This is a genomic window from Aeromonas australiensis (assembly GCF_000819725.1).
In the GTDB taxonomy this organism is placed as follows: Bacteria; Pseudomonadota; Gammaproteobacteria; order Enterobacterales; family Aeromonadaceae; genus Aeromonas; species Aeromonas australiensis.
Genome location: NZ_CDDH01000074.1, coordinates 76495 through 94437, shown reverse-complemented (window position 1 = coordinate 94437; position 17943 = coordinate 76495). Strand labels below are relative to the sequence as shown.

Here is a 17943-nt window from a genome sequence, read left to right as displayed (position 1 = left end):
GGCGCATTATAGGGAGCCGCGACGCGATGACAAGACTTTTTTTGAAGAAAATCACGAAAATTTCAAATTATTCAATTAGAAACAACTTGTTCAGTGTATATATACAATGTTATCCACAATCCAGTTATATCACTCCCATTTTAGCGTCATTTATGTCGCCTTTAGTGAGCTTGGGAATGCCATACTGGAGCCGATAACCTCTCCCGAGTGGTCCATGGTAGCGCCAATCAGGAAAGCTGGTTACCATGGAGGTGAATATAGTGTTGCACCTTTTTTGCTTTCATTTACAAAAGGTCTTTATAAGATGAATTTATCCAAGTTTCCCGTCTATACACAGGCCGCTATCCTTGCTTTGGTATTGGCAGTGGTTGGTTACCTGGTTGCCCAGGCCCTGCAGTTCTCTTTGAAAGTGGAAGTGATTTTTGCTGCCGGTCTGGCCATCGGTGGTTTCGTGGTACCACTGCTCCTGAAGCGAACCCCGGCTAACGTCGCCGAGTCGATCGCCAATCAGGAGACTTGCACCTTATATGTAGGCAACCTGCCCTATCGCGCCAATGAGATTGCTGTGCGCGAGTTGTTTGCCGAACAGGGCCAGGTCATTTCCGTGCGGTTGATGAAAGACAAGGCAACCGGCAAGCGCAGAGGTTTCGGTTTCGTGGAAATGCCCGCCGCCGATGCCGCCAAGGCGATTGCTGCTTTGAATGACAAAGAGTACCAGCAGCGCACCCTCAAGGTGCGTGAAGCGAATGACAAACGTGATAAAGAAGAAAGGGAAGGTAGCGAAGCTGACGTTTAACCGCTCGTCAGTACCTTACCTCTTCCAGTGATGACAGCCCCCATGCTTGCAAGGGGGCTGTCAGTTTTTGGGCCTCCCCATCCAGCCGGGTACAGTAAGCGCTGGCTATCACCTCTTCTATATATAGAGGCTGCACGGCGGCATGCCCGCCATGGCTCAGCAACCAGGCCACTCGTTTGGCGACGGCACAGCCCGAGTCAATAAGCTGGCATTGCGGCATCAGTTGCCCAATCTCTTCATTGAGTAGCGGGAAGTGGGTGCAACCGAGCACCAGCGTATCCGGCTTCTCTTCCCCCTCCAGCCAGTCGGCCAGTACCTCGCGCAGCAGCGCCATATTGACCGGCAGGCCCGCCAGCTTGTGCTCCGCTTCTATTACCAGCTCGGTTGTGCCTTTGAGCAGCACCCGCTTGCCGGGGGCAAACTGGGCAATCAGTTCGTGGGTATAGTCGCGATTCACCGTGCCCGGCGTAGCCAGCAGACCGATACAACCGTTGTGAGTCTGTGCAGCGGCGGGCTTGATGGCTGGCACCACTCCCACTACGGGAATATCCAGCGCCTCACGCAGGGCCGGCAGCGCTATGGTGCTGGCCGTGTTGCAGGCGATCACCACCAAATCGATATGATGACGGGCCACCATGGTGGTCACCAAGCGGGTGCAGGCAGCAATGAGGGCGGGCTCGCTCAATTCACCATAGGGGAAGTGGGCGTTGTCGAAGCAGTAGAAATAGTTGTGTGCCGGCAGAACGCGGCGGATCTCGCGGTAGATGGTCAGGCCACCCATACCGGAGTCGAACACGAGAATATTGGCCACTTGAGCTCCCCTTTGCTGCAAGGGGGCGATCATACTCCCGCCTGCCGTCAATAGAAAAGGCCCCGCCAATGGCAGGGCCTCAGTTTTTCAAGGATGAACCGAATAAGGCATCAGAAGCGGTAGTCGGCTGTCACTTTGAACTCGGTACCCGGTGATGCATAACCATAGGCAGCGGCGTAATCACGATCGAACAAGTTATCTATACGGCCTCCCAAGGTAAATTGCTGAGTCACCTCGTAACTGGCAGCCAGGTTTAACAGCGTATAGGCACCGAGTTCCACCCGCTGGCTAGTCGCCCAGTTATTGTCATAGCGCTTGCCGACATAGAGCAGCTCAGCAGTCAGTGTTGCGGCATCGAATCGGGTATCTGCGATCCAGCTGCCTTTATGTTCAGCTCTACGCAGCAGCTGCAAATCCTGGTTACCCGTATCTTTGGCTCTGGTGTAGTCGTAGCTCAAACGATGATGCACTGGTCCGGTGTCGATGCCGAGCTCCGTTTCCACCCCTTTGATATCCGCAGTAGTATTTTTGGGATTGCAGGTGTAGCTCATACTAGTCAGGCAATAAATCAGATTGTCGATGCGGTTGCGATACAGATTTACAGACCAATCCCATGCTGAATAGCGACCTGACAGACCCAACTCCAGGTTTTTGCTCTCTTCAGGCTTGAGTGTCGGATTCTCAGACCCCGGATAATAGAGCTGGTTGAAGGTGGGCGCTTTGAAGCCAGTACCGTAGCTCAGCCGAACATTATGGTTCTCATCGATATCCAGCCCGCTGGCGGCAGACCAGGTGTTGTGACGACCATATTGCTGGTTGTCATCGGTACGACCAGAAAGCTCCCACAGCAGCGCCTGCCAACGGTAGCTCCCCACGGCAAACAGACCGGTATTGTCGCGGTCGGGGGCATTGAAAGCTTTGTTAGACCCTCGAGAGTCTGACTTCATCTCCTCACGCTGCCAATCTGCACCGCCTGTCAGGCTGCCCCCTTCAATACCACTCCAGCTATTGATCCAGGATAAGCGTGTCAAACCTGTATGAATGGGTTGGCCAGTCTCTTCCCCATTACTCTCCAGCCAGTTCTTCAGCTTGTTCTCGCCATAACTGGCCTCTAACCGGCTGATCAACGTCTCACTCTGGAATTTAAGACCACCATCATATTGGAAAGCCTGAACCCGACTTTGATCTGATGATGGAACGCCGGGCGCAAGCCAGTCTTCACTACCATCTATATCAGTGAGGTTGTTGTAACCCTGTGCGTTAATGTCGGCACTCCAGGCATCATTGAAACGGTGATTCAGACCAATCTGGCCATTCAAACCAGCAAACCCATCCCGATCAGGCTGTATAGGGGTAAAGCCATCTTGCGCCTTAATATCAAAACCATCGGTACGCTCGTAGCCGATGAGCATATTCATATCGGTTTTTTGGCCCAATGACTGAACCGTTCTTAGCTCGCCCTGACCATAACCATTGCTGCCAGCACCGCCTTTGATATGTGTCTCGCTGCCATTCTTGGCGGATGTTTTGGTGATGAGGTTGATAACGCCGCCAATGGCATCAGAACCATACACTGCCGCTCGTGGGCCACGGATATACTCGATGCGCTCGATATTGCCGAGCGGAATTTGGCTGAGGTCGGGAGTGCCCGCCACCATGGCGGCAATCGGACGACCATTCATCAAGACCAGAGAGTGGTTGGAGTTGGTTCCACGGACAAACAGACTGCTGATGTGGCCCCGGCCTCCCAGAGTCGCCATCTGCACACCAGGCAGGGTTTTCAGCAGATCAGGCAAACTCTGTACCTGACGAGATTCGATCTCGGCACGCTCGATCACCACAACAGGCGCCAGCACCGAGCTGACTGGCTGTTCCACGCGATTGGCCGTGATCACCAGAGTGGGATTGATGGGGATGGTGGTTTGAGCAAACGCCGCCGTCGGCAACAGGGCAGCCGCCAGAAATTTCTTCGACATGAGAGATCCTTAAGTTCGCGTAAGTATCTACTTCGTGGCCGGTTTCTCTCGGCCCGAAATACGAACTCTGGCAGGTCTTCGGGCTCGGGGGCTGATGGCCTACGGCGACGGCTTCCCGCCTGACGGCAGTGCCCTGATGTCGCTTCGTTCCCCCTTACCGCTGCGCGCCAGCTCCGGATTCTCACCGGATTCCCTATTAAGCATGATGCGCCAAAGCGGGAGGATTATAGGCAGTGCCATACTGGATGTATAGCCATCCAGATTTCTACTTACTCTTTTCTAACGCCGCCAGTCTGGCTCGGGCACCCGCCATCACCGCCTGTACCCCGGGATGGGAGAGATGACGCCCGGCCGAGACCAGATAGTAAGAGAGGGTAACCTCTTTCAGGGTCGCGATCCGCTCCACCCCATAGAGACGACCAATCTCGTCAGCCATCGCCAGCGGCGCCGGGAAGATCCCCATACCCGCCTTGCCGAATGACTTCATCAGGGTGGAGTCATCAAACTGCCCCACCAGGTGGGGATTGATCCCTTGTTGGCGATACCAGGCCAACAGCCGATCATGCGTTGCAGATTTCTCGCCGGGGATGAGCAGGGGCAACCCCTCCAGCGAGGCGGGAAAACCGTCCCGTGCTCGCGCTGCCAGTTCCGGGCTGGCAAACAGCGCCAGCGGGCTGCGCCCCAGCTCGTGGTTGTAGCCGCGAAACCCGCTGTCAGCTGGCAGGGGTCTGTCGATCAGTACCATATCCAACTTGTGACGAGCCAATTCGCTGAATAGCTGCTCGGCCCGCTCCTCATGACAGACCAGCCGCAACGGGGTTGCCAGTGCCATAACAGGGGCCAACAACTCGAACGCCAGGGTGCGCGGTACCGAGTCGGCGATCCCCACCTGCATGGTCAGCTCCCGACTGGCATGGCGCAGGGTGTGCTCCAATTCGGCCCCCAGCGAAAAGATGACATCTGCCTGCTCTTGCGCTTGCCGACCTGCGGCCGTCAACACCAGGCGACGACCTACCCGACTGAACAGGGCCACCCCCAGCACCTGCTCCAGCTCGCTGACCTGGCCACTGATGGTTTGCGGCGTGAGATGCAATTGCTGCGCTGCCCGAGTCACACCGCCACAGCGTGCCACATGCCAGAAGTAATAGAGCTGTTTATAGTTGAGCATGGTGTTATCAGTTTTTATCGAAGTTTCATCAGTAATAATCTGATTTTATCGATAAATTACAAGCCCTAGCATCATACAACCTGTTCTTGGCTATCAATCCCCCTATGCTGGATATCGTTGTTCTGTTTTTTCTGTTTGGTCTGCTGGCCGGTTTGCTGCGCTCCGAACTGAAACTGCCGCCCGCACTCTATGACACCCTCTCTCTCTTCCTGCTCCTTGCTATCGGTCTCAAGGGGGGTGTGGGTCTATCACAACAACCCTTGTTGCCACTGCTGCCGCAACTGGGCCTGGTGATCCTGCTCGGAATTGGGCAAACCCTGATCGGTTTCGCCCTGCTAAGGGTCAAACTCAACCGGATCGACGCTGCCGCCACCGCCGCCCACTATGGCTCGGTCAGTGTGGCGACCTTCGCGGTCGGGGTGAACTGGCTGACCGTACGGGGCATCAGCTTTGAATCCCAGCTCTCCATCTTCCTCGCAGTGATGGAGATCCCGGCCATTCTGGTGGGCATAGTGCTGGCCCGCGGGATCAGCCGTGACACCCGCTGGCGGGTACTCGCTCACGAGGCGTTTCTCGGCAAGGGGGTCACCCTGCTGATTGGCGGTATGATGATCGGCTATCTGGCAGGCCCCGAGGGGGTTGCCCCGCTCAAACCCCTGTTTGTCGACCTGTTCAAGGGGGCACTGGCGCTGTTCCTGCTGGAGATGGGATTGATCGTTGCCCGTCAAAGCCGGGATTTGCGGCACCACGGCCTGTTCCTGCTCAGCTTCGCGCTGTTGATGCCGCTAGCCTCGGCCTGGCTGGGCCTGGCCACTGGCAGCCTGATGGGCCTCTCCCTCGGTGGCCTGACCCTGCTGGCCACCCTGGCGGCCAGCGCATCCTATATCGCGGTACCTGCCGCCATGCGTATCGCTCTGCCACAGGCCAACCCGGGCTTGTCGCTGAGTGCCGTACTGGGGGTCACCTTCCCGTTCAATATCATGCTGGGGATCCCCCTCTACTATCAGTGGGCCCACTTTTTTGCGGAGTCTTGAGTCATGAAAACTGAGATGAGAACGCTGCTCACCGTCATCACCGAATCGGCACTGGAAGCGACCCTGCTCCGCACCCTGACCCGTGAGGGTCTGCGTGGCTATACCATCAGCGATGCCCGTGGTCGGGGCGATCACGGGGAGCGTGATGGCAGCTGGAGCGAGAATGGCAACATTCGGCTGGAGACAGTCTGCAGCCGCGAGCTGGCGGAGCGGCTGCTGGCCCACCTGCAGGAGCGCTACTACCCGCACTACGCCATGGTGGCGTTTCTGCAGCAGGTGGAAATCGTGCGCAGCGAGAAATTTTGAACCCGCTGACGCGGCTTTTTGGTAACATGCAGCAAACGTTTGACATCCAAGGAAGCCGTAATGACGACCCCCCCTTTAATCGGCCTGGTGATGGGCTCAGATTCCGACTGGCCAGTGATGCAAGCTGCTGCTCGTATCCTCAAGGAGCATGGTGTCCCCTACGAGGCGCGCGTGGTATCTGCTCATCGCACCCCGGACCTGTTGTTTGAATACGCAGCCAGTGCCCGCGAACGCGGTCTGCGCGCCATCATCGCCGGTGCCGGTGGCGCTGCCCACCTGCCGGGCATGTTGGCTGCCAAGACCACCATTCCCGTACTGGGGGTACCGATCCCGACTCGTCAACTGAAGGGGATGGATTCCCTGCTCTCCATCGCGCAGATGCCCAAGGGTGTCCCGGTCGCCACCTTCGCCATCGGTGAAGCGGGCGCAGCCAACGCCGGTCTGTTCGCCGTCTCCCTGCTCTCGGTCGCGCAGGATGGCGATGCCCCCCGTTATCAGCAACAGCTCGACGGTTTTCGTGCCAACGAGCGCGACCGGGTGCTGGCACTCACGCTGGAGGAGCCGGCATGATCCTGCCTCCCGCCACCCTCGGCATGCTAGGTGGTGGCCAGCTCGGTCGCTACTTCGTGATGTCAGCCCATCGCCTCGGTTATCAGGTGATCGTGCTGGATCCGGACCCCGCCAGCATCGCCGGTGCCGCAGCGGACCATCAGATAGTGGCCGCTTATGACGACACCGAGGCTCTGGCCGAACTGGCCCGCCGCTGCGATGCCATTACCTGCGAGTTCGAAAATGTGCCCGCCGCCTCCCTGGCCCTGCTGGAGCAGCACAAACCGGTGCGTCCGGCCGCCAGTGCAGTGCGGGTCTGTCAGGATCGCCGGGAAGAGAAAGCCTTTCTGGCCCGCGCCGGTGTGCCGGTCGCCCCGAACCTGACCCTGCTGCCGGGCGAACCCTTGCCCGCCATCACTGAAGAGCTCTTCCCTGCCATCCTCAAGACTGCCCGCGAAGGATACGATGGCAAAGGGCAGTGGACTATCCAGAACGCCGAGGAGCTGCCTGCGGCCCTGACGGCCAGCGGCGTCCCCTGCGTGCTGGAGAAACGTCTGCCGCTGGAGGGGGAGTTTGCCCTGACCCTGGCGCGCAACCCGAGTGGTATCATCAGTGCCCTTCCGCTGGTTCAGAACTGGCACAGCGGCGGCATTCTGGATCATACCCGCTCACCGGCCAATGTGCCTGCGCTGGAGCGCGATGCCCAGCGTATCGCCGAACACATCATCGCCGCCCTCGACTATGTGGGCGTGTTGACGGTGGAGTTCTTCCTGGTCGGTGGCGAGCTGCTGGTCAACGAGATGGCGCCCCGCCCCCACAACTCGGGTCACCCCAGCATCGACAACGCCGGTTGCAGCCAGTTCGAGCTGCAGGTGCGCGCCCTGTGCGATCTGCCGTTGCCAGCGCAAGCTGACGTACAGCCCGCCATCCTGCTCAACCTGCTCGGGGATCTGTGGCAAAACGGCACGCCAGACTGGGCTGGCGCTCTGGCCCTGCCCGGAGTGCATCTGCACCTGTATGGCAAGGGCGAGGCCCGCCCCGGCCGCAAGATGGGTCACGTCACCGTCACCGGCCGGGAGTGGCCCGTGGTGGAGGCTACCGCCAGCCAGCTGCGCAACCTGTTGGGGCTGCCGCCTCGCTGAGTCTCGCGCCCCTTCAATGTAAAAGACCCGGGCCAATGACCCGGGTCTTTTTATTGCTCGCAGTCCGGGATGGTGATCAAGCCCGCTCCACCGCTACCGGTGCAGGCAGGCGGATGGTGAGGGAGAGCACCAGCGCCACCACCAGCAACACCAGGATCAGGTGGAAGGTCGCCATAAAGCCGCCAAACAGGGAGGCCACGATAGAGCCGATGATGCTGCCCAGACCAAAGCCCAGATAGATTACGCCGTAGTTCTTGGTCAGGTTGTTGAGACCGAAGAAGTCGCTCACCAGCGAGGGGTAGACGGTGATGGTGCCGCCGAAGCTGAACGCCACACAGGCGACCGCCACGAAGAAGAGGTTGGCGTTGAGCGGCACGAACAGCAGCAGCGCCATGCCCGCCAGGGTAATCAACTGGGCGATGGTGATGACCCGGATACGGGACATCTTGTCGGAGAGAATACCCAGCACCAGACGACCGCCGAGGTTGGCCATGGCGATGATGGCAACGGCGTTAGCAGCTACCACGGCAGGCAGACCCACCATCTTCTCACCGATATCCTTGGCCACGCCGATGACGTAGAGGCCACTCATGCAGGCGGTGAGGAACATCAGCGCCAACATCCAGTACTGCGGCTTGCGCATCGCCTCGGCCAGGGTGAAGTCACGGCTCTCGCTCTGCTGCACGGAGGCGGCCTGCTTGGGCGCATCCTTCATCAGCATGCCACCCACCAGCACCATGGACATGGCGATCAGCCCCCACAGCTGGAAGGTGGTCTCAAGGCCGGAGCTGGAGAGCAGCAGCAGGTTGATATATTTGAAACCGAGACTACCGAGGCCATAGGCACCGATGGAGCAGGCGGAGATCAGCCCCTTGCGCTCCGGGAACCACTTCACGCAGTTGGAGAGGGTCATCAGGTAGCCGGTACCGTCGGCAAAACCGACCAGAATGCCCGCGCAGAGGTAGAGCATCGCCAGATTGCTGGCATGGGCAGTGAGGAAGAAGCCGATGCCGAGCAGCACACCAGCGCCCAGGGTCACGTTGCGCACACCGAATCGCTCCTGCAGCTTGCCCGCCATGGAGGAGGCGACCGCCAGCGACAGGCTGAGCAGGCCGAAGGCGAAGGCGACCTGACTCACCGGCTCGCCCAGCTTGTCGGAGAGCTGGGCGTTGAACAGGCTCCAGGTATAAACGGATCCCAGCGCGAACTGGGTGATGATGGTCCCCAACAGTGTGAGGTAGCGGGTACGATTCTGGTCGATGGTCATGGTACGTCTCGATCGATGGCCTTCAGGAAATTGAGGCCACTATAGGCAAGACGCAGCTCGCGCCGGCAGATTAAGGCATGAAATGCAGATCGGCGGGAATGAATGACAATCAGAGCCGCATCAGCTGACGGAATGCCTTGATGTTGCTGCGACTGACCGGCACCTCGAACGGCAGATCATGGAGCCGGATGAGATAGGTGCTGTTAAACCAGGGGACTATTTCGCGGATCTTGTTGATGTTGACGCAGTAGGAGCGGTGGCAACGGAAGAACCCCTCGGCCGGCAGCCGGCTGACAAACTCGCTGATGGTCATGGTCATCACGTAGCGATCATCGCGGGTGTAGACATAGGTAAGCTTCTCGTCCGCTTCCGCGTAGTAGATCTGTTCGCAGGGGGTGACGATGATGCGCTCTCCCTTCACCAGATTGACGGTGCGATTGTGGGGGCTGTTCCCCTCGACGCTCGCCTCCCCCGTGGTGGCTGGCTGCGACTTGCCCGCCTGCTCGAGCTTTTGCAGCAGATTGATGATGCGCGGCTCGTTGTAGGGCTTGAGGATGTAGTCGAACGCCTCCAGTTCGAACGCCTCCACCGCAAACTCCTTGTAGGCGGTGACGAAGACGATGTGGGGCGGATGGCTGGACTTGTGCAGGTTCTTGGCCAGCAGCAGGCCGTCGATGGCGGGGATCTGGATATCCAGAAACACCACGTCCACCTCGTGATCCTGCAGGTATTTGAACGCCTCCAGCCCATCTTCGAAACTCGCCACTATCTCAATCTGGCTGTGCTGGCCCACCAGATAGACCAACTCCTCCCGGGCCAGATATTCATCTTCGACAATAATGGCTTTCAACATGGCATCGCCTCCTGATCCGGCAGATAGAAACAGACTTCGGTTCCGGGCTCCAGCCGTCTGAGCTGCAGGCCGTCGCCGTAGAGCAGCTTGACCCGCTGATGCACGTTCATCAGGCCTATGCTGCGGCTCTCCACCCGACCGGCGGCCACCCCGTCGATCACCGCCTGACTGATGCCGTAACCGGTGTCCCGCACCGATACCCGGATGCCGCCCGCCAGCTGCTTCACCTCGATGGTGACCCGACCCGGCGCACTGCGTGGCTGGATGCCGTGCAGGATGGCGTTTTCCACCAGCGGCTGCAACAGCAGGCTCGGCACCTGAATGTGGACATCGTCCACCTCGAACAGCACCTCCAGCTTGTCGCCGAAGCGGGCCTGCTCGATGGCCACGTAGTCGCGCACCTGCTGCAGCTCCTCCTGAATGTCGATCAGTTCATCCCCCTTGTTGAGGTTGTAGCGCAGGTAATCCGCCAGATTGGCAATCAGCTGGCGCGCCTGCTGGGGCCGGATGCGGATCAGCGACGAGATGGCATTGAGGGCGTTGAACAGGAAGTGCGGGTTGATCTTGCTCTGCAGCGCGGTGAACTCCGCCTTGCGGGTCATCTCCTTGAGCTGCTCGATGCGCGACACCTCCATCTGGGTGGAGATGAGCTGGGAGAGGCCCACCGCCATCTCCCGCAGGGAGCTGGTAATGCTGTGGGTGCGGCGGTAGTAGATCTTGAGAGCACCGCTCACCGCGCCGTTTTCCCGCAGCGGAATAATGATGACCGAGTGGAAATCGGAGAGGTGATACTGGCGCAGATCGTTGTTGATGATGATCTGGTCAAGCAGCACTGCCTGCTGGGTCATGCCGCTGATGGCGTGGTGCTCGTCCAGTTCGTAATAGTCCTTGCCCACCCCCACATAGGCCAGCACATCATGGGTGTCGGTAATGGCCACCGCATCGGCGCTGATATCACGCCGGATCACCTCGCATACCTGACTGAGGGAGTGGCGATCGATGCTCTGGAAGAAAGGTAGGGTCTTGTTGGCAATATCGAGCGCCAGCTTGGCCTGCTTTGCTGCAATCAGCTCCTTCTCGTCATCCAGATCCTGCACCAGCTTGATGATAAGACCGATGCAGAGCGCCCCGGCGATCATCGGATAGGCGATATGGTTGACGATCTCCACCCCGACTTCGTGGGGCTCGGTCAGCAGCCAGATCAGCAGCATGGTCAGCCCTTCGCATAGCATTCCTGCCAGAATGCCATAGAGCCAGAGTCGCGACTTGCGGCAGCGCAGGTGCAGCCAGGTGGCGAGCAGGCCGGCGATGATGCTGGCGATAAGGCAAGGAATCGAGGTGTGACCATCCATGTCGATGAGGTAGCGGTGCAGGCCGGAGATGACCCCGGCCGGAATGCCGACCCAGGGGCCGAACAGGATGCCGCCTGAGATAATGGCGATGATCCGCACGTTGATCAGCGCCCCCTCCACCGGAATGCCGGTGTAGGTGCTGAACACCGCAAACAGACAGAAGATGGAGGCCACCAGCACCAGTTCGGCCGGGGTGTGATCCCGCTTCTGGAACAGCCGCTGGAACGGCCGGGTGCGGGTCAGGAAGAAGAGGGTCATCAGCATCAGCGCCGCCCGTTCGAACACCGCCAACAACATCATCTGATTCTCCAGCATCTGCGCCCCCTTGCGGCAATCCGACCGATCACCCTAACCCTGCCCAATAAATCGGGGCCGGATAAACCAGCCCCTGTGACATCAACAGTACTGACCGGCCACCCAGCCGGAGGACCAGGCCCACTGGAAGTTGTAGCCGCCGAGCCAGCCGGTCACGTCCACCACCTCGCCGATGAAGTAGAGGCCCGGCACCTTGCGCGCTTCCATGGTCTTGGAGGAGAGCTCGTTGGTATCGATGCCACCCAAAGTCACTTCGGCGGTGCGATACCCCTCAGTGCCGTTGGGCAGGATCTGCCAGTCACCCAGCAGATTGGCCACCCCTTCAAGCTCCCGCTCGTTGTACTGGCGCATCGGCTTGCTGACCAGCTGGCCCAGCTCCACCAGCTTGTCGACGAAACGCTTGGGCAGCTCGCGCCCCAGCACGGTTTTCAGCTCCTGCGCCGGATGCGCCTGCGCCCATTCGCGCAGGGCAGCCGGAATATCCAGCTCCGGCAGCAGGTTGATGTGGATCTTCTCGCCTGCGTGCCAGTAGGAGGAGATCTGCAGGATGACGGGGCCGGAGAGGCCGCGATGGGTGAACAGCATCGCCTCCTTGAAGCGGGTGCCATCCTCGGCGGTCACCGCGACCGGCAGGCTGATGCCAGCCAGATCGGCGAACGCCTCTTTCTCCGCCTGATGGAGGGTGAATGGCACCAGACCTGCGCGGGTCGGCAGCACCTTGAGGCCGAACTGCTCCGCCAGCTTGAAGCCATAGGGGGTCGCCCCCAGCTTGGGCATGGAGAGACCGCCGGTCGCCACCACCAGCGAGTGGCAGCCGATCTCACCCTTGCTGGTGGTCAGCACGAAACCCTCGTCCTGCTTGCTGACGGTGAGAATTTCGGTCTGGAACTGCAGGGTCACCCCGGCCCAGTCGCACTCGGTGAGCAGCACATCGACGATCTCCTTGGCGCTCTCGAGACAGAACAGCTGCCCCAAAGTGCGCTCGTGATAGTTGACCCCGTGGCGATCCACCAGATCGATGAAATCCTGCTGGGTGTAGCGGGCCAGCGCCGACTTGCTGAAGTGGGGATTCTCCGACAGGTAGGCGTGAGCGCCCGCCTGATGGTTGGTGAAGTTGCAGCGACCACCGCCACTGATGAGGATCTTGCGGCCCGGCTTCTTGGCGTTATCGAGCACCAGCACGGAACGGCCACGGTAGCCCGCCTGCGCCGCACACATCAATCCGGCCGCACCGGCCCCGATCACCACCACATCGACCTGCTTCATCATCACTCACTTATCAAAATAGAAACGGCACCTGGCCAGAACCGTGATTGCCTCTGGCTGACATCACAACGGTGACTGCCCACCAGAATAAACAACGGCCCTTAAAAGGGCCGTTATTGTACTGGCTGAACACTAAGTGTCCACGACTATCAGGCGTTGCTGTCCATGATGCTGGCAGGGGCGCCCTTGGCCAGTTCGGCCAGCTCCTTATCGATGAAGTAGAGGCCTTTGCCATCTTCACCCACCAGACCCAGACGGTCGACGATGCTCTTGAACAGCTTCTCCTCTTCATGCTGCTCGGCCACATACCACTGCAGGAAGTTGAAAGTGGAGTAGTCCTGGGTGGTGAAGGCCACGTGGGCCAGACCATTGATGCACTTGGTGATGTGGTGCTCATGCTCCAGGGTGGTACGGAACACGTCGCCCAGCGACTTGAACTCGTGGGGAGGGGCATCAATAGCACCCAGACGCGGCATGGCACCGGTCTCGCTCACATAGGTGAAGAGACGCTCCATATGCTGGCGCTCCTCGACCGCGTGCTGGCGCAGGAAGGTCGCCGCCCCTTCAAAGCCCTTGTCTTCGCACCAGGCGCTCATCTGCAGATAGAGATTGGAGGAGTAGAACTCCAGGTTAATCTGCTCGTTCAACTTCTCGATCATGGCTTGGGCCAGCATCTTGTTTCTCCTCAGTGATTTGGTATCGATTGTCGCCACACTCCCGTCACGAATCAACCCGCCAACGAGAGGGAGATCCCGTTTCTTTTAGCTCAGGGGGTCAGCTCGCCAAGGGAGGCGACATCCACCGGCGCAGCATAATCGACCCCTGGCAACTCGAAGCCGTTGAGCTGCATGAAGTCCTGCCGCAGCCCGGCAAAATCCCCCAGCGCGTGGAAATTGTCCGGCGTCACCTTGGGCCAGAGCGCCGAAACGGCGGCCTGAATGGCCGGGTCGAGCTCGTAATCATCCATCCGGATCAGCCGGTTGCCATCGGCCACCACCCCATTGGGCCCGTACATCTTGGCGGCGAACAGTCGCTGCATCTGCTCGATACAGCCCTCATGGACGCCGCGCTCTTTCATTACCCCCATCAGCAGCCCCAGATAAACCGGCAGCACCGGAATATAGGCGCTCGCCTTGGTCACCAGCGCCTTGCAGACCGACACCCAGGCGTGGCCGCCAATCTCGGCCAGCTGCAGGTTGATGGTCTCGGCGGTGGCGTGCAGATGCTCCTTGGCATAACCGATGGTGCCATCCCGATAGAGGGGATAGGTGGATTCGGGGCCGATATAGGAGTAGGCCACGGTTTGCGCCCCAGCAGCGAGACAATCGGCCTGCTGCAACGCCTGCATCCAGACCTGCCAATCCTCGCCCCCCATCACGGTGACGGTGTCGCGGATCTCTTCTGGCGTGGCGGGCGCCAGCGACTGCTGCACCAGGGTATCGCGCTCCAGATCCAGCCCCCAACCGCTAAACGGCTGGCCGGTAGTCTTGAGCACAGAGCGCACTTGCGTGCCATCCGGCAGCACCCGGATACCGCTCGCCAGCGAGTAGATCACCAGATCCACCTGCCCCAGCTGCTGGCGAATGGTCTCGATGGCCTGCTGGCGCATGCCATCGGAGAAGGCATCACCGATCAGGTTGATGGCGATACGCCCCTCCTGCTCCGCCTCCTCACGAAACCAGATGTTGTTGTACCAACCAGCGCTCCCCAATCCCTTGTCGGAGGGGCCGCGCTCGAAGGAGATGCCGATAGTGTCGGCACCGGCACCAAAGGCGAGCGCAATGCGTGACGCCAGTCCGAACCCGGAGGAGGCTCCCAGCACCAGCACCCGCTTGGGGCCGCTGAACGGGCCAGCAGCCTTGATGTGACCGATCTGCTGCTGCACGGCGGCGCGACAGCCGATGGGGTGACAGTTACGAGCAACGCAACCCTGGATCTGTGGATGAATGATCATGAATGAATCTCCAATACATCAAGACGATATGAAGGATGACCGTTGCGGACAAAGCCACACCACTGCTGAATCTGGGGATGAATGATGATGGGAAAGCCGCCAAAGAAACTGACTACAGCATAACCACATCACGGAAGATTAACTTGATTCCGGTCCCCGAACCGTCAGAAAAGCGACAAGAGATAAGGCAGAAAAACAAAGGGGAGCACGTGGCTCCCCAAAGCGGTATTCAGATGCTTTTTGTTGTTTTGTGTTCATTGCGAAGCACGGGTCCATCCTATGCCTCTCCCTCCTGATCAACAAGCCAAGGGGTGTGACCGGCGTCAAACTCCTGTTTAATTTATAGGCAAATAGTGGTTAGTGACTAAGTGGCTGACCCTTTGCCACACACAATTAAACTCATTTAAATCCCGAAACTGTGCCTGAGACACCATTTTAGTTTCAGCAGAGATTGGTATAGTGAGTAAAGGATCGGTAAGGAGACATCCCATGAGTGGAACAACCTATTACAAGCATATTCTGGCCGCGATCGACCTCTCTGAAGATAACCGCAAGGTGATCGACAAGGCGGTGGACAGAGCCCGCTCCAACGGCGCCAAGCTGTCGGTTATCCATGTCGATGTGGACCTCAAGGATCTCTACACCGAGATGATCGATATCGATATCGACAACGTGCAGGATCAGGTGATCGCCGAAGCGAAAGAGAAGCTGGAGGCATTTCTGGCCTCGGTGGACTATCCCATCGAGAAGAAGCTGGTGATCTGCGGCGATCTGAGCGAGCGAGTCAATCAGGCGGTCAAGGAGTACCAGATCGACCTGCTGGTGTGCGGCCATCGCCAGAGCTTCTGGAGCCTGCTCACCTCGAGCGCGCGCCAGTTGATGAATACGGTACCCTGCGATCTGCTGGTCGTCCCCTTGCAGAAGTGATGAAACCGGCGTAGTGTGATTTGCTATGAACATGACCGTATTCAATCACAACCACTGGTGGTGCTGCTCCTAAACAGGCGGCACCGCGTTTCTATTGTAAATTTCCCAAAGAAAACACAGTGACCGCCGAGAGGCGGTCAACTGTTTTTATCCCTTTGTCGCCTCCCGGCTCACCCAACTGGAGAGAGTGACATGCACAACCCCGTAATCCTGACTGGCGATCGTCCCACCGGCAAACTGCACATCGGCCACTATGTCGGCTCCCTGCGCCAGCGGGTCGAAGCCCAACACCACTACCGGCAATTCGTGATGATCGCCGATCTGCAGGCGCTGACCGACAACGGCCACAATCCAGCCAAGGTGACCGACAATGTGCTGGAGGTGATGGCTGACTATCTGGCGGTCGGCCTCGACCCGGCCAAGACCACCTTCTGCCTGCAGAGCGCCCTGCCCGCCCTCGCCGAACTCACCTGCTACTACCTCAATCTGGTCAGCGTCGCCCGGCTGGAGCGCAACCCTACCGTCAAGGCGGAGATCCAGCAGAAAGGGTTCGAGCGCACGTTGCCGGCCGGTTTTCTGGTCTACCCGGTGAGTCAGGCCGCCGACATCACCGCCTTTCGCGCCAGCCACGTGCCGGTTGGGGAAGATCAGCTGCCGATGCTGGAGCAGACCAACGAGATCGTCCGCCGCTTCAACTCTCTGGTAGGCAAAGAGGTGCTGACCGAATGTCAGCCGATCCTGAGCGACACCGGCCGCCTGCCCGGCATCGACGGCAAGGCCAAGATGTCCAAATCCCTCGGCAACACCATCGAACTCGGCATGTCGGCGGAAGAGGTCAAACAGGCGGTGTTCGCCATGTATACCGACCCCAACCACCTCAAGGTGAGCGATCCGGGTCAGGTGGAGGGGAATACGGTGTTCGCCTATCTCGATGCCTTCCACCCCGACAAGGCGCTGGTGGCCGAGATGAAGGCGCACTACCGGCGCGGCGGACTGGGGGACATGCGCTGCAAGCAGGTGCTGAACGACTGCCTGCAGACCCTGCTCGCTCCGATGCGAGAGCGCCGGGCCGCGGCCATCGCCGACAAGAAGATGCTGCTGGCGCTGCTCTATCAGGGTACCGAGCAGGCCCGCACCATCACCGAGGAGGTCTTGGCAGAGGTAAAAAGCGCCATGGGGCTCGACTACTTCGCCAGCATCCGCTGAGCGGGGGTCCCGAGCGCATCGGCGCCATAGAGGTCGTACACCAGCTGGTGCAGCAGACTCTTGAACCAGCCGATCGCCTCGTCATGGGCGGTCAGCGGGTGGCCCGCCATCAGATAGACGATGGGGATCTCCGGATCCAGCTGATGCATCCGCAGCGGGTAGTAGCGGCAGAAGTGGCGCCCGATCATCTCGGGCACCACCACCAGATAGCGGCCGGTCGCCATCAGCGGCGGCACCGCCATAAAGCTCGGCAACCGCACGCCCAGCTCCCGCTCCACCCCGAAGCGGGCCAGCCAGAGCTCCACCATCGCCTGACTGTGACCCCAGCTGGAGGTGTGGATGTGGGGACGGCTCACCAGCTCGACCGGGGTCAGCACATCGGGCAATTCGCTGCCAAGGGGCGACAGGCAGACCAGCGGGTTGTTGAACCACTCCTCCCGCCACAAGCGGGGTGAGAGGTGATTGGCCCCGGCGAAACCGATCACCAGATCCAGCTCCCCCTTCTCCAGCTCCCGCTCGTAGTTGCTGTCGGCCAGCTCACACACCTCAAGCCGACAGTGAGGGGCCTGCCGATGGAGCCTCTCCACCAGCACCGGCACCAGCCCGTGCTCTACCGAACCCGGGGTGGCAATACGGAAAATCCGCCGCGCGGTAGCGGGATCAAACCCCTTGGCCTGTCGCAATCCCTGCTCCAGCATCGCCAGCGCCTGGCGTACCGGCCCGGCCAGCGCCTTGGCCCGCTCGGTCGGCATCATCTCGCGCCGACTCATCACAAAAAGAGGGTCGTCTAACGCGACTCGCAGCCGCCCCAGGGCATGACTGACGGTGGATTGGGAGAGATGCAGCCGTTCAGCGGCACGGGTGACGTTGCGCTCCTGCATCAGCATGTCGAATACGGCGAGCAGGTTGAGGTCGAGACGGGCGAGCGAGCTATCCATCGATTTTAGCCATAGTTAAATGCCAACAATTCATTTTTACCATAGTAACAGATTGCCTAGAATGCGCTGGCTTAATACATCGG

At 59.6% G+C, this 17943-nt stretch carries 17 protein-coding genes and 1 riboswitch; of the genes, 7 read left to right on the top strand and 10 right to left on the bottom strand.

The genetic code is table 11. The annotated features are described in order from the left end of the window. The first annotated feature begins 304 nt into the window (after positions 1-304). Positions 305-796 carry an RNA recognition motif domain-containing protein gene (locus BN1117_RS13945; RefSeq protein ID WP_040098301.1) on the top strand — a complete coding sequence of 164 codons (492 nt, stop codon included), beginning with the start codon at positions 305-307 and terminating at the stop codon, positions 794-796. Between the two features lie 7 nt (positions 797-803). On the opposite strand, the gene murI is transcribed toward BN1117_RS13945, so the two are convergent. The 3 genes from murI to BN1117_RS13930 all read right to left on the bottom strand — a co-directional run bounded on the left by murI (position 804) and on the right by BN1117_RS13930 (position 4751). Then, entirely contained in the window at positions 804-1607 is an 804-nt protein-coding gene (gene murI / locus BN1117_RS13940; RefSeq protein ID WP_040098299.1) for a glutamate racemase, read from the bottom strand. 110 nt (positions 1608-1717) lie between these two features. Beyond that, complete coding sequence (locus BN1117_RS13935) at positions 1718-3583, bottom strand: TonB-dependent receptor domain-containing protein (RefSeq protein ID WP_040098297.1); 1866 nt, start codon at positions 3581-3583, stop codon at positions 1718-1720. A gap of 52 nt (positions 3584-3635) precedes the next feature. After that, positions 3636-3813, bottom strand: a riboswitch (cobalamin riboswitch). A gap of 35 nt (positions 3814-3848) precedes the next feature. After that, the gene (locus BN1117_RS13930; RefSeq protein ID WP_040098295.1) at positions 3849-4751 is read right to left on the bottom strand and encodes a LysR family transcriptional regulator; all 903 of its coding nucleotides are present in this window, start codon (positions 4749-4751) and stop codon (positions 3849-3851) included. Between the two features lie 104 nt (positions 4752-4855). Between BN1117_RS13930 and BN1117_RS13925 the strand changes: the two genes are divergently transcribed. From BN1117_RS13925 to BN1117_RS13910, 4 genes are read left to right on the top strand one after another with little or no spacing between them, the layout of a single operon-like run. Next, positions 4856-5785: a sodium-dependent bicarbonate transport family permease gene (locus tag BN1117_RS13925; RefSeq protein WP_040098294.1), complete on the top strand. Its 930-nt coding sequence runs from the start codon at positions 4856-4858 to the stop codon at positions 5783-5785. A 3-nt stretch (positions 5786-5788) separates the two neighbouring features. Beyond that, positions 5789-6091: a P-II family nitrogen regulator gene (locus BN1117_RS13920; protein WP_040098292.1), complete on the top strand. Its 303-nt coding sequence runs from the start codon at positions 5789-5791 to the stop codon at positions 6089-6091. Between the two features lie 60 nt (positions 6092-6151). Further along, positions 6152-6661, top strand: a complete 510-nt coding sequence (gene purE / locus BN1117_RS13915) for a 5-(carboxyamino)imidazole ribonucleotide mutase (RefSeq protein ID WP_040098290.1) — start codon at positions 6152-6154, stop codon at positions 6659-6661. Then, a complete protein-coding gene (locus BN1117_RS13910) occupies positions 6658-7782 on the top strand; it encodes a 5-(carboxyamino)imidazole ribonucleotide synthase (protein ID WP_040098288.1) in 1125 nt (374 codons plus the stop codon). The genes purE and BN1117_RS13910 overlap by 4 nt, the downstream gene beginning before the upstream one ends. A gap of 76 nt (positions 7783-7858) precedes the next feature. On the opposite strand, the gene BN1117_RS13905 is transcribed toward BN1117_RS13910, so the two are convergent. The 6 genes from BN1117_RS13905 to fabV form a co-directional block, all read right to left on the bottom strand. After that, on the bottom strand, positions 7859-9049 hold the full coding sequence (locus BN1117_RS13905; protein WP_040098286.1) for an L-lactate MFS transporter: 1191 nt from the start codon (positions 9047-9049) through the stop codon (positions 7859-7861). A gap of 109 nt (positions 9050-9158) precedes the next feature. Further along, positions 9159-9902, bottom strand: coding sequence for a LytR/AlgR family response regulator transcription factor (locus BN1117_RS13900; RefSeq protein WP_040098284.1), 744 nt, complete (start codon positions 9900-9902; stop codon positions 9159-9161). Then, positions 9896-11569 (bottom strand): sensor histidine kinase, encoded by a 1674-nt coding sequence (locus BN1117_RS13895; RefSeq protein WP_040098283.1) that lies wholly within the window; start codon positions 11567-11569, stop codon positions 9896-9898. Before BN1117_RS13895 ends, BN1117_RS13900 begins: the two co-directional genes overlap by 7 nt. Before the next feature lie 81 nt (positions 11570-11650). After that, positions 11651-12835, bottom strand: a complete 1185-nt coding sequence (locus tag BN1117_RS13890; protein WP_082032607.1) for a BaiN/RdsA family NAD(P)/FAD-dependent oxidoreductase — start codon at positions 12833-12835, stop codon at positions 11651-11653. A 149-nt stretch (positions 12836-12984) separates the two neighbouring features. Then, a complete protein-coding gene (gene ftnA, locus BN1117_RS13885) occupies positions 12985-13509 on the bottom strand; it encodes a non-heme ferritin (RefSeq protein WP_040098279.1) in 525 nt (174 codons plus the stop codon). Between the two features lie 92 nt (positions 13510-13601). Continuing rightward, positions 13602-14789: an enoyl-ACP reductase FabV gene (gene fabV, locus BN1117_RS13880; protein WP_040098278.1), complete on the bottom strand. Its 1188-nt coding sequence runs from the start codon at positions 14787-14789 to the stop codon at positions 13602-13604. 489 nt (positions 14790-15278) lie between these two features. Between fabV and BN1117_RS13870 the strand changes: the two genes are divergently transcribed. Together BN1117_RS13870 and trpS are read left to right on the top strand one after the other, a co-directional pair. Continuing rightward, positions 15279-15716 carry a universal stress protein gene (locus BN1117_RS13870; RefSeq protein ID WP_040098275.1) on the top strand — a complete coding sequence of 146 codons (438 nt, stop codon included), beginning with the start codon at positions 15279-15281 and terminating at the stop codon, positions 15714-15716. 192 nt (positions 15717-15908) lie between these two features. Further along, positions 15909-16922: a tryptophan--tRNA ligase gene (gene trpS, locus BN1117_RS13865; RefSeq protein WP_040098273.1), complete on the top strand. Its 1014-nt coding sequence runs from the start codon at positions 15909-15911 to the stop codon at positions 16920-16922. On the opposite strand, the gene BN1117_RS13860 is transcribed toward trpS, so the two are convergent. Then, positions 16901-17860: a LysR family transcriptional regulator gene (locus BN1117_RS13860; RefSeq protein ID WP_040098271.1), complete on the bottom strand. Its 960-nt coding sequence runs from the start codon at positions 17858-17860 to the stop codon at positions 16901-16903. The genes trpS and BN1117_RS13860 overlap by 22 nt on opposite strands. Positions 17861-17943: the final 83 nt, after the last annotated feature.

Bases quoted from the DNA above. Each gene is read 5' to 3' on its own strand.
- BN1117_RS13860 (WP_040098271.1), bottom strand. From the start codon at position 17,860: ATGGATAGCTCGCTCGCCCGTCTCGACCTCAACCTGCTCGCCGTATTC.
- trpS (WP_040098273.1), top strand. From the start codon at position 15,909: ATGCACAACCCCGTAATCCTGACTGGCGATCGTCCCACCGGCAAACTG.
- ftnA (WP_040098279.1), bottom strand. From the start codon at position 13,509: ATGCTGGCCCAAGCCATGATCGAGAAGTTGAACGAGCAGATTAACCTG.
- BN1117_RS13870 (WP_040098275.1), top strand. From the start codon at position 15,279: ATGAGTGGAACAACCTATTACAAGCATATTCTGGCCGCGATCGACCTC.
- BN1117_RS13910 (WP_040098288.1), top strand. From the start codon at position 6,658: ATGATCCTGCCTCCCGCCACCCTCGGCATGCTAGGTGGTGGCCAGCTC.
- BN1117_RS13930 (WP_040098295.1), bottom strand. From the start codon at position 4,751: ATGCTCAACTATAAACAGCTCTATTACTTCTGGCATGTGGCACGCTGT.
- purE (WP_040098290.1), top strand. From the start codon at position 6,152: ATGACGACCCCCCCTTTAATCGGCCTGGTGATGGGCTCAGATTCCGAC.
- BN1117_RS13895 (WP_040098283.1), bottom strand. From the start codon at position 11,569: ATGCTGGAGAATCAGATGATGTTGTTGGCGGTGTTCGAACGGGCGGCG.
- BN1117_RS13905 (WP_040098286.1), bottom strand. From the start codon at position 9,049: ATGACCATCGACCAGAATCGTACCCGCTACCTCACACTGTTGGGGACC.
- BN1117_RS13945 (WP_040098301.1), top strand. From the start codon at position 305: ATGAATTTATCCAAGTTTCCCGTCTATACACAGGCCGCTATCCTTGCT.
- BN1117_RS13935 (WP_040098297.1), bottom strand. From the start codon at position 3,583: ATGTCGAAGAAATTTCTGGCGGCTGCCCTGTTGCCGACGGCGGCGTTT.
- BN1117_RS13920 (WP_040098292.1), top strand. From the start codon at position 5,789: ATGAAAACTGAGATGAGAACGCTGCTCACCGTCATCACCGAATCGGCA.
- BN1117_RS13925 (WP_040098294.1), top strand. From the start codon at position 4,856: ATGCTGGATATCGTTGTTCTGTTTTTTCTGTTTGGTCTGCTGGCCGGT.
- BN1117_RS13890 (WP_082032607.1), bottom strand. From the start codon at position 12,835: ATGAAGCAGGTCGATGTGGTGGTGATCGGGGCCGGTGCGGCCGGATTG.
- fabV (WP_040098278.1), bottom strand. From the start codon at position 14,789: ATGATCATTCATCCACAGATCCAGGGTTGCGTTGCTCGTAACTGTCAC.
- BN1117_RS13900 (WP_040098284.1), bottom strand. From the start codon at position 9,902: ATGTTGAAAGCCATTATTGTCGAAGATGAATATCTGGCCCGGGAGGAG.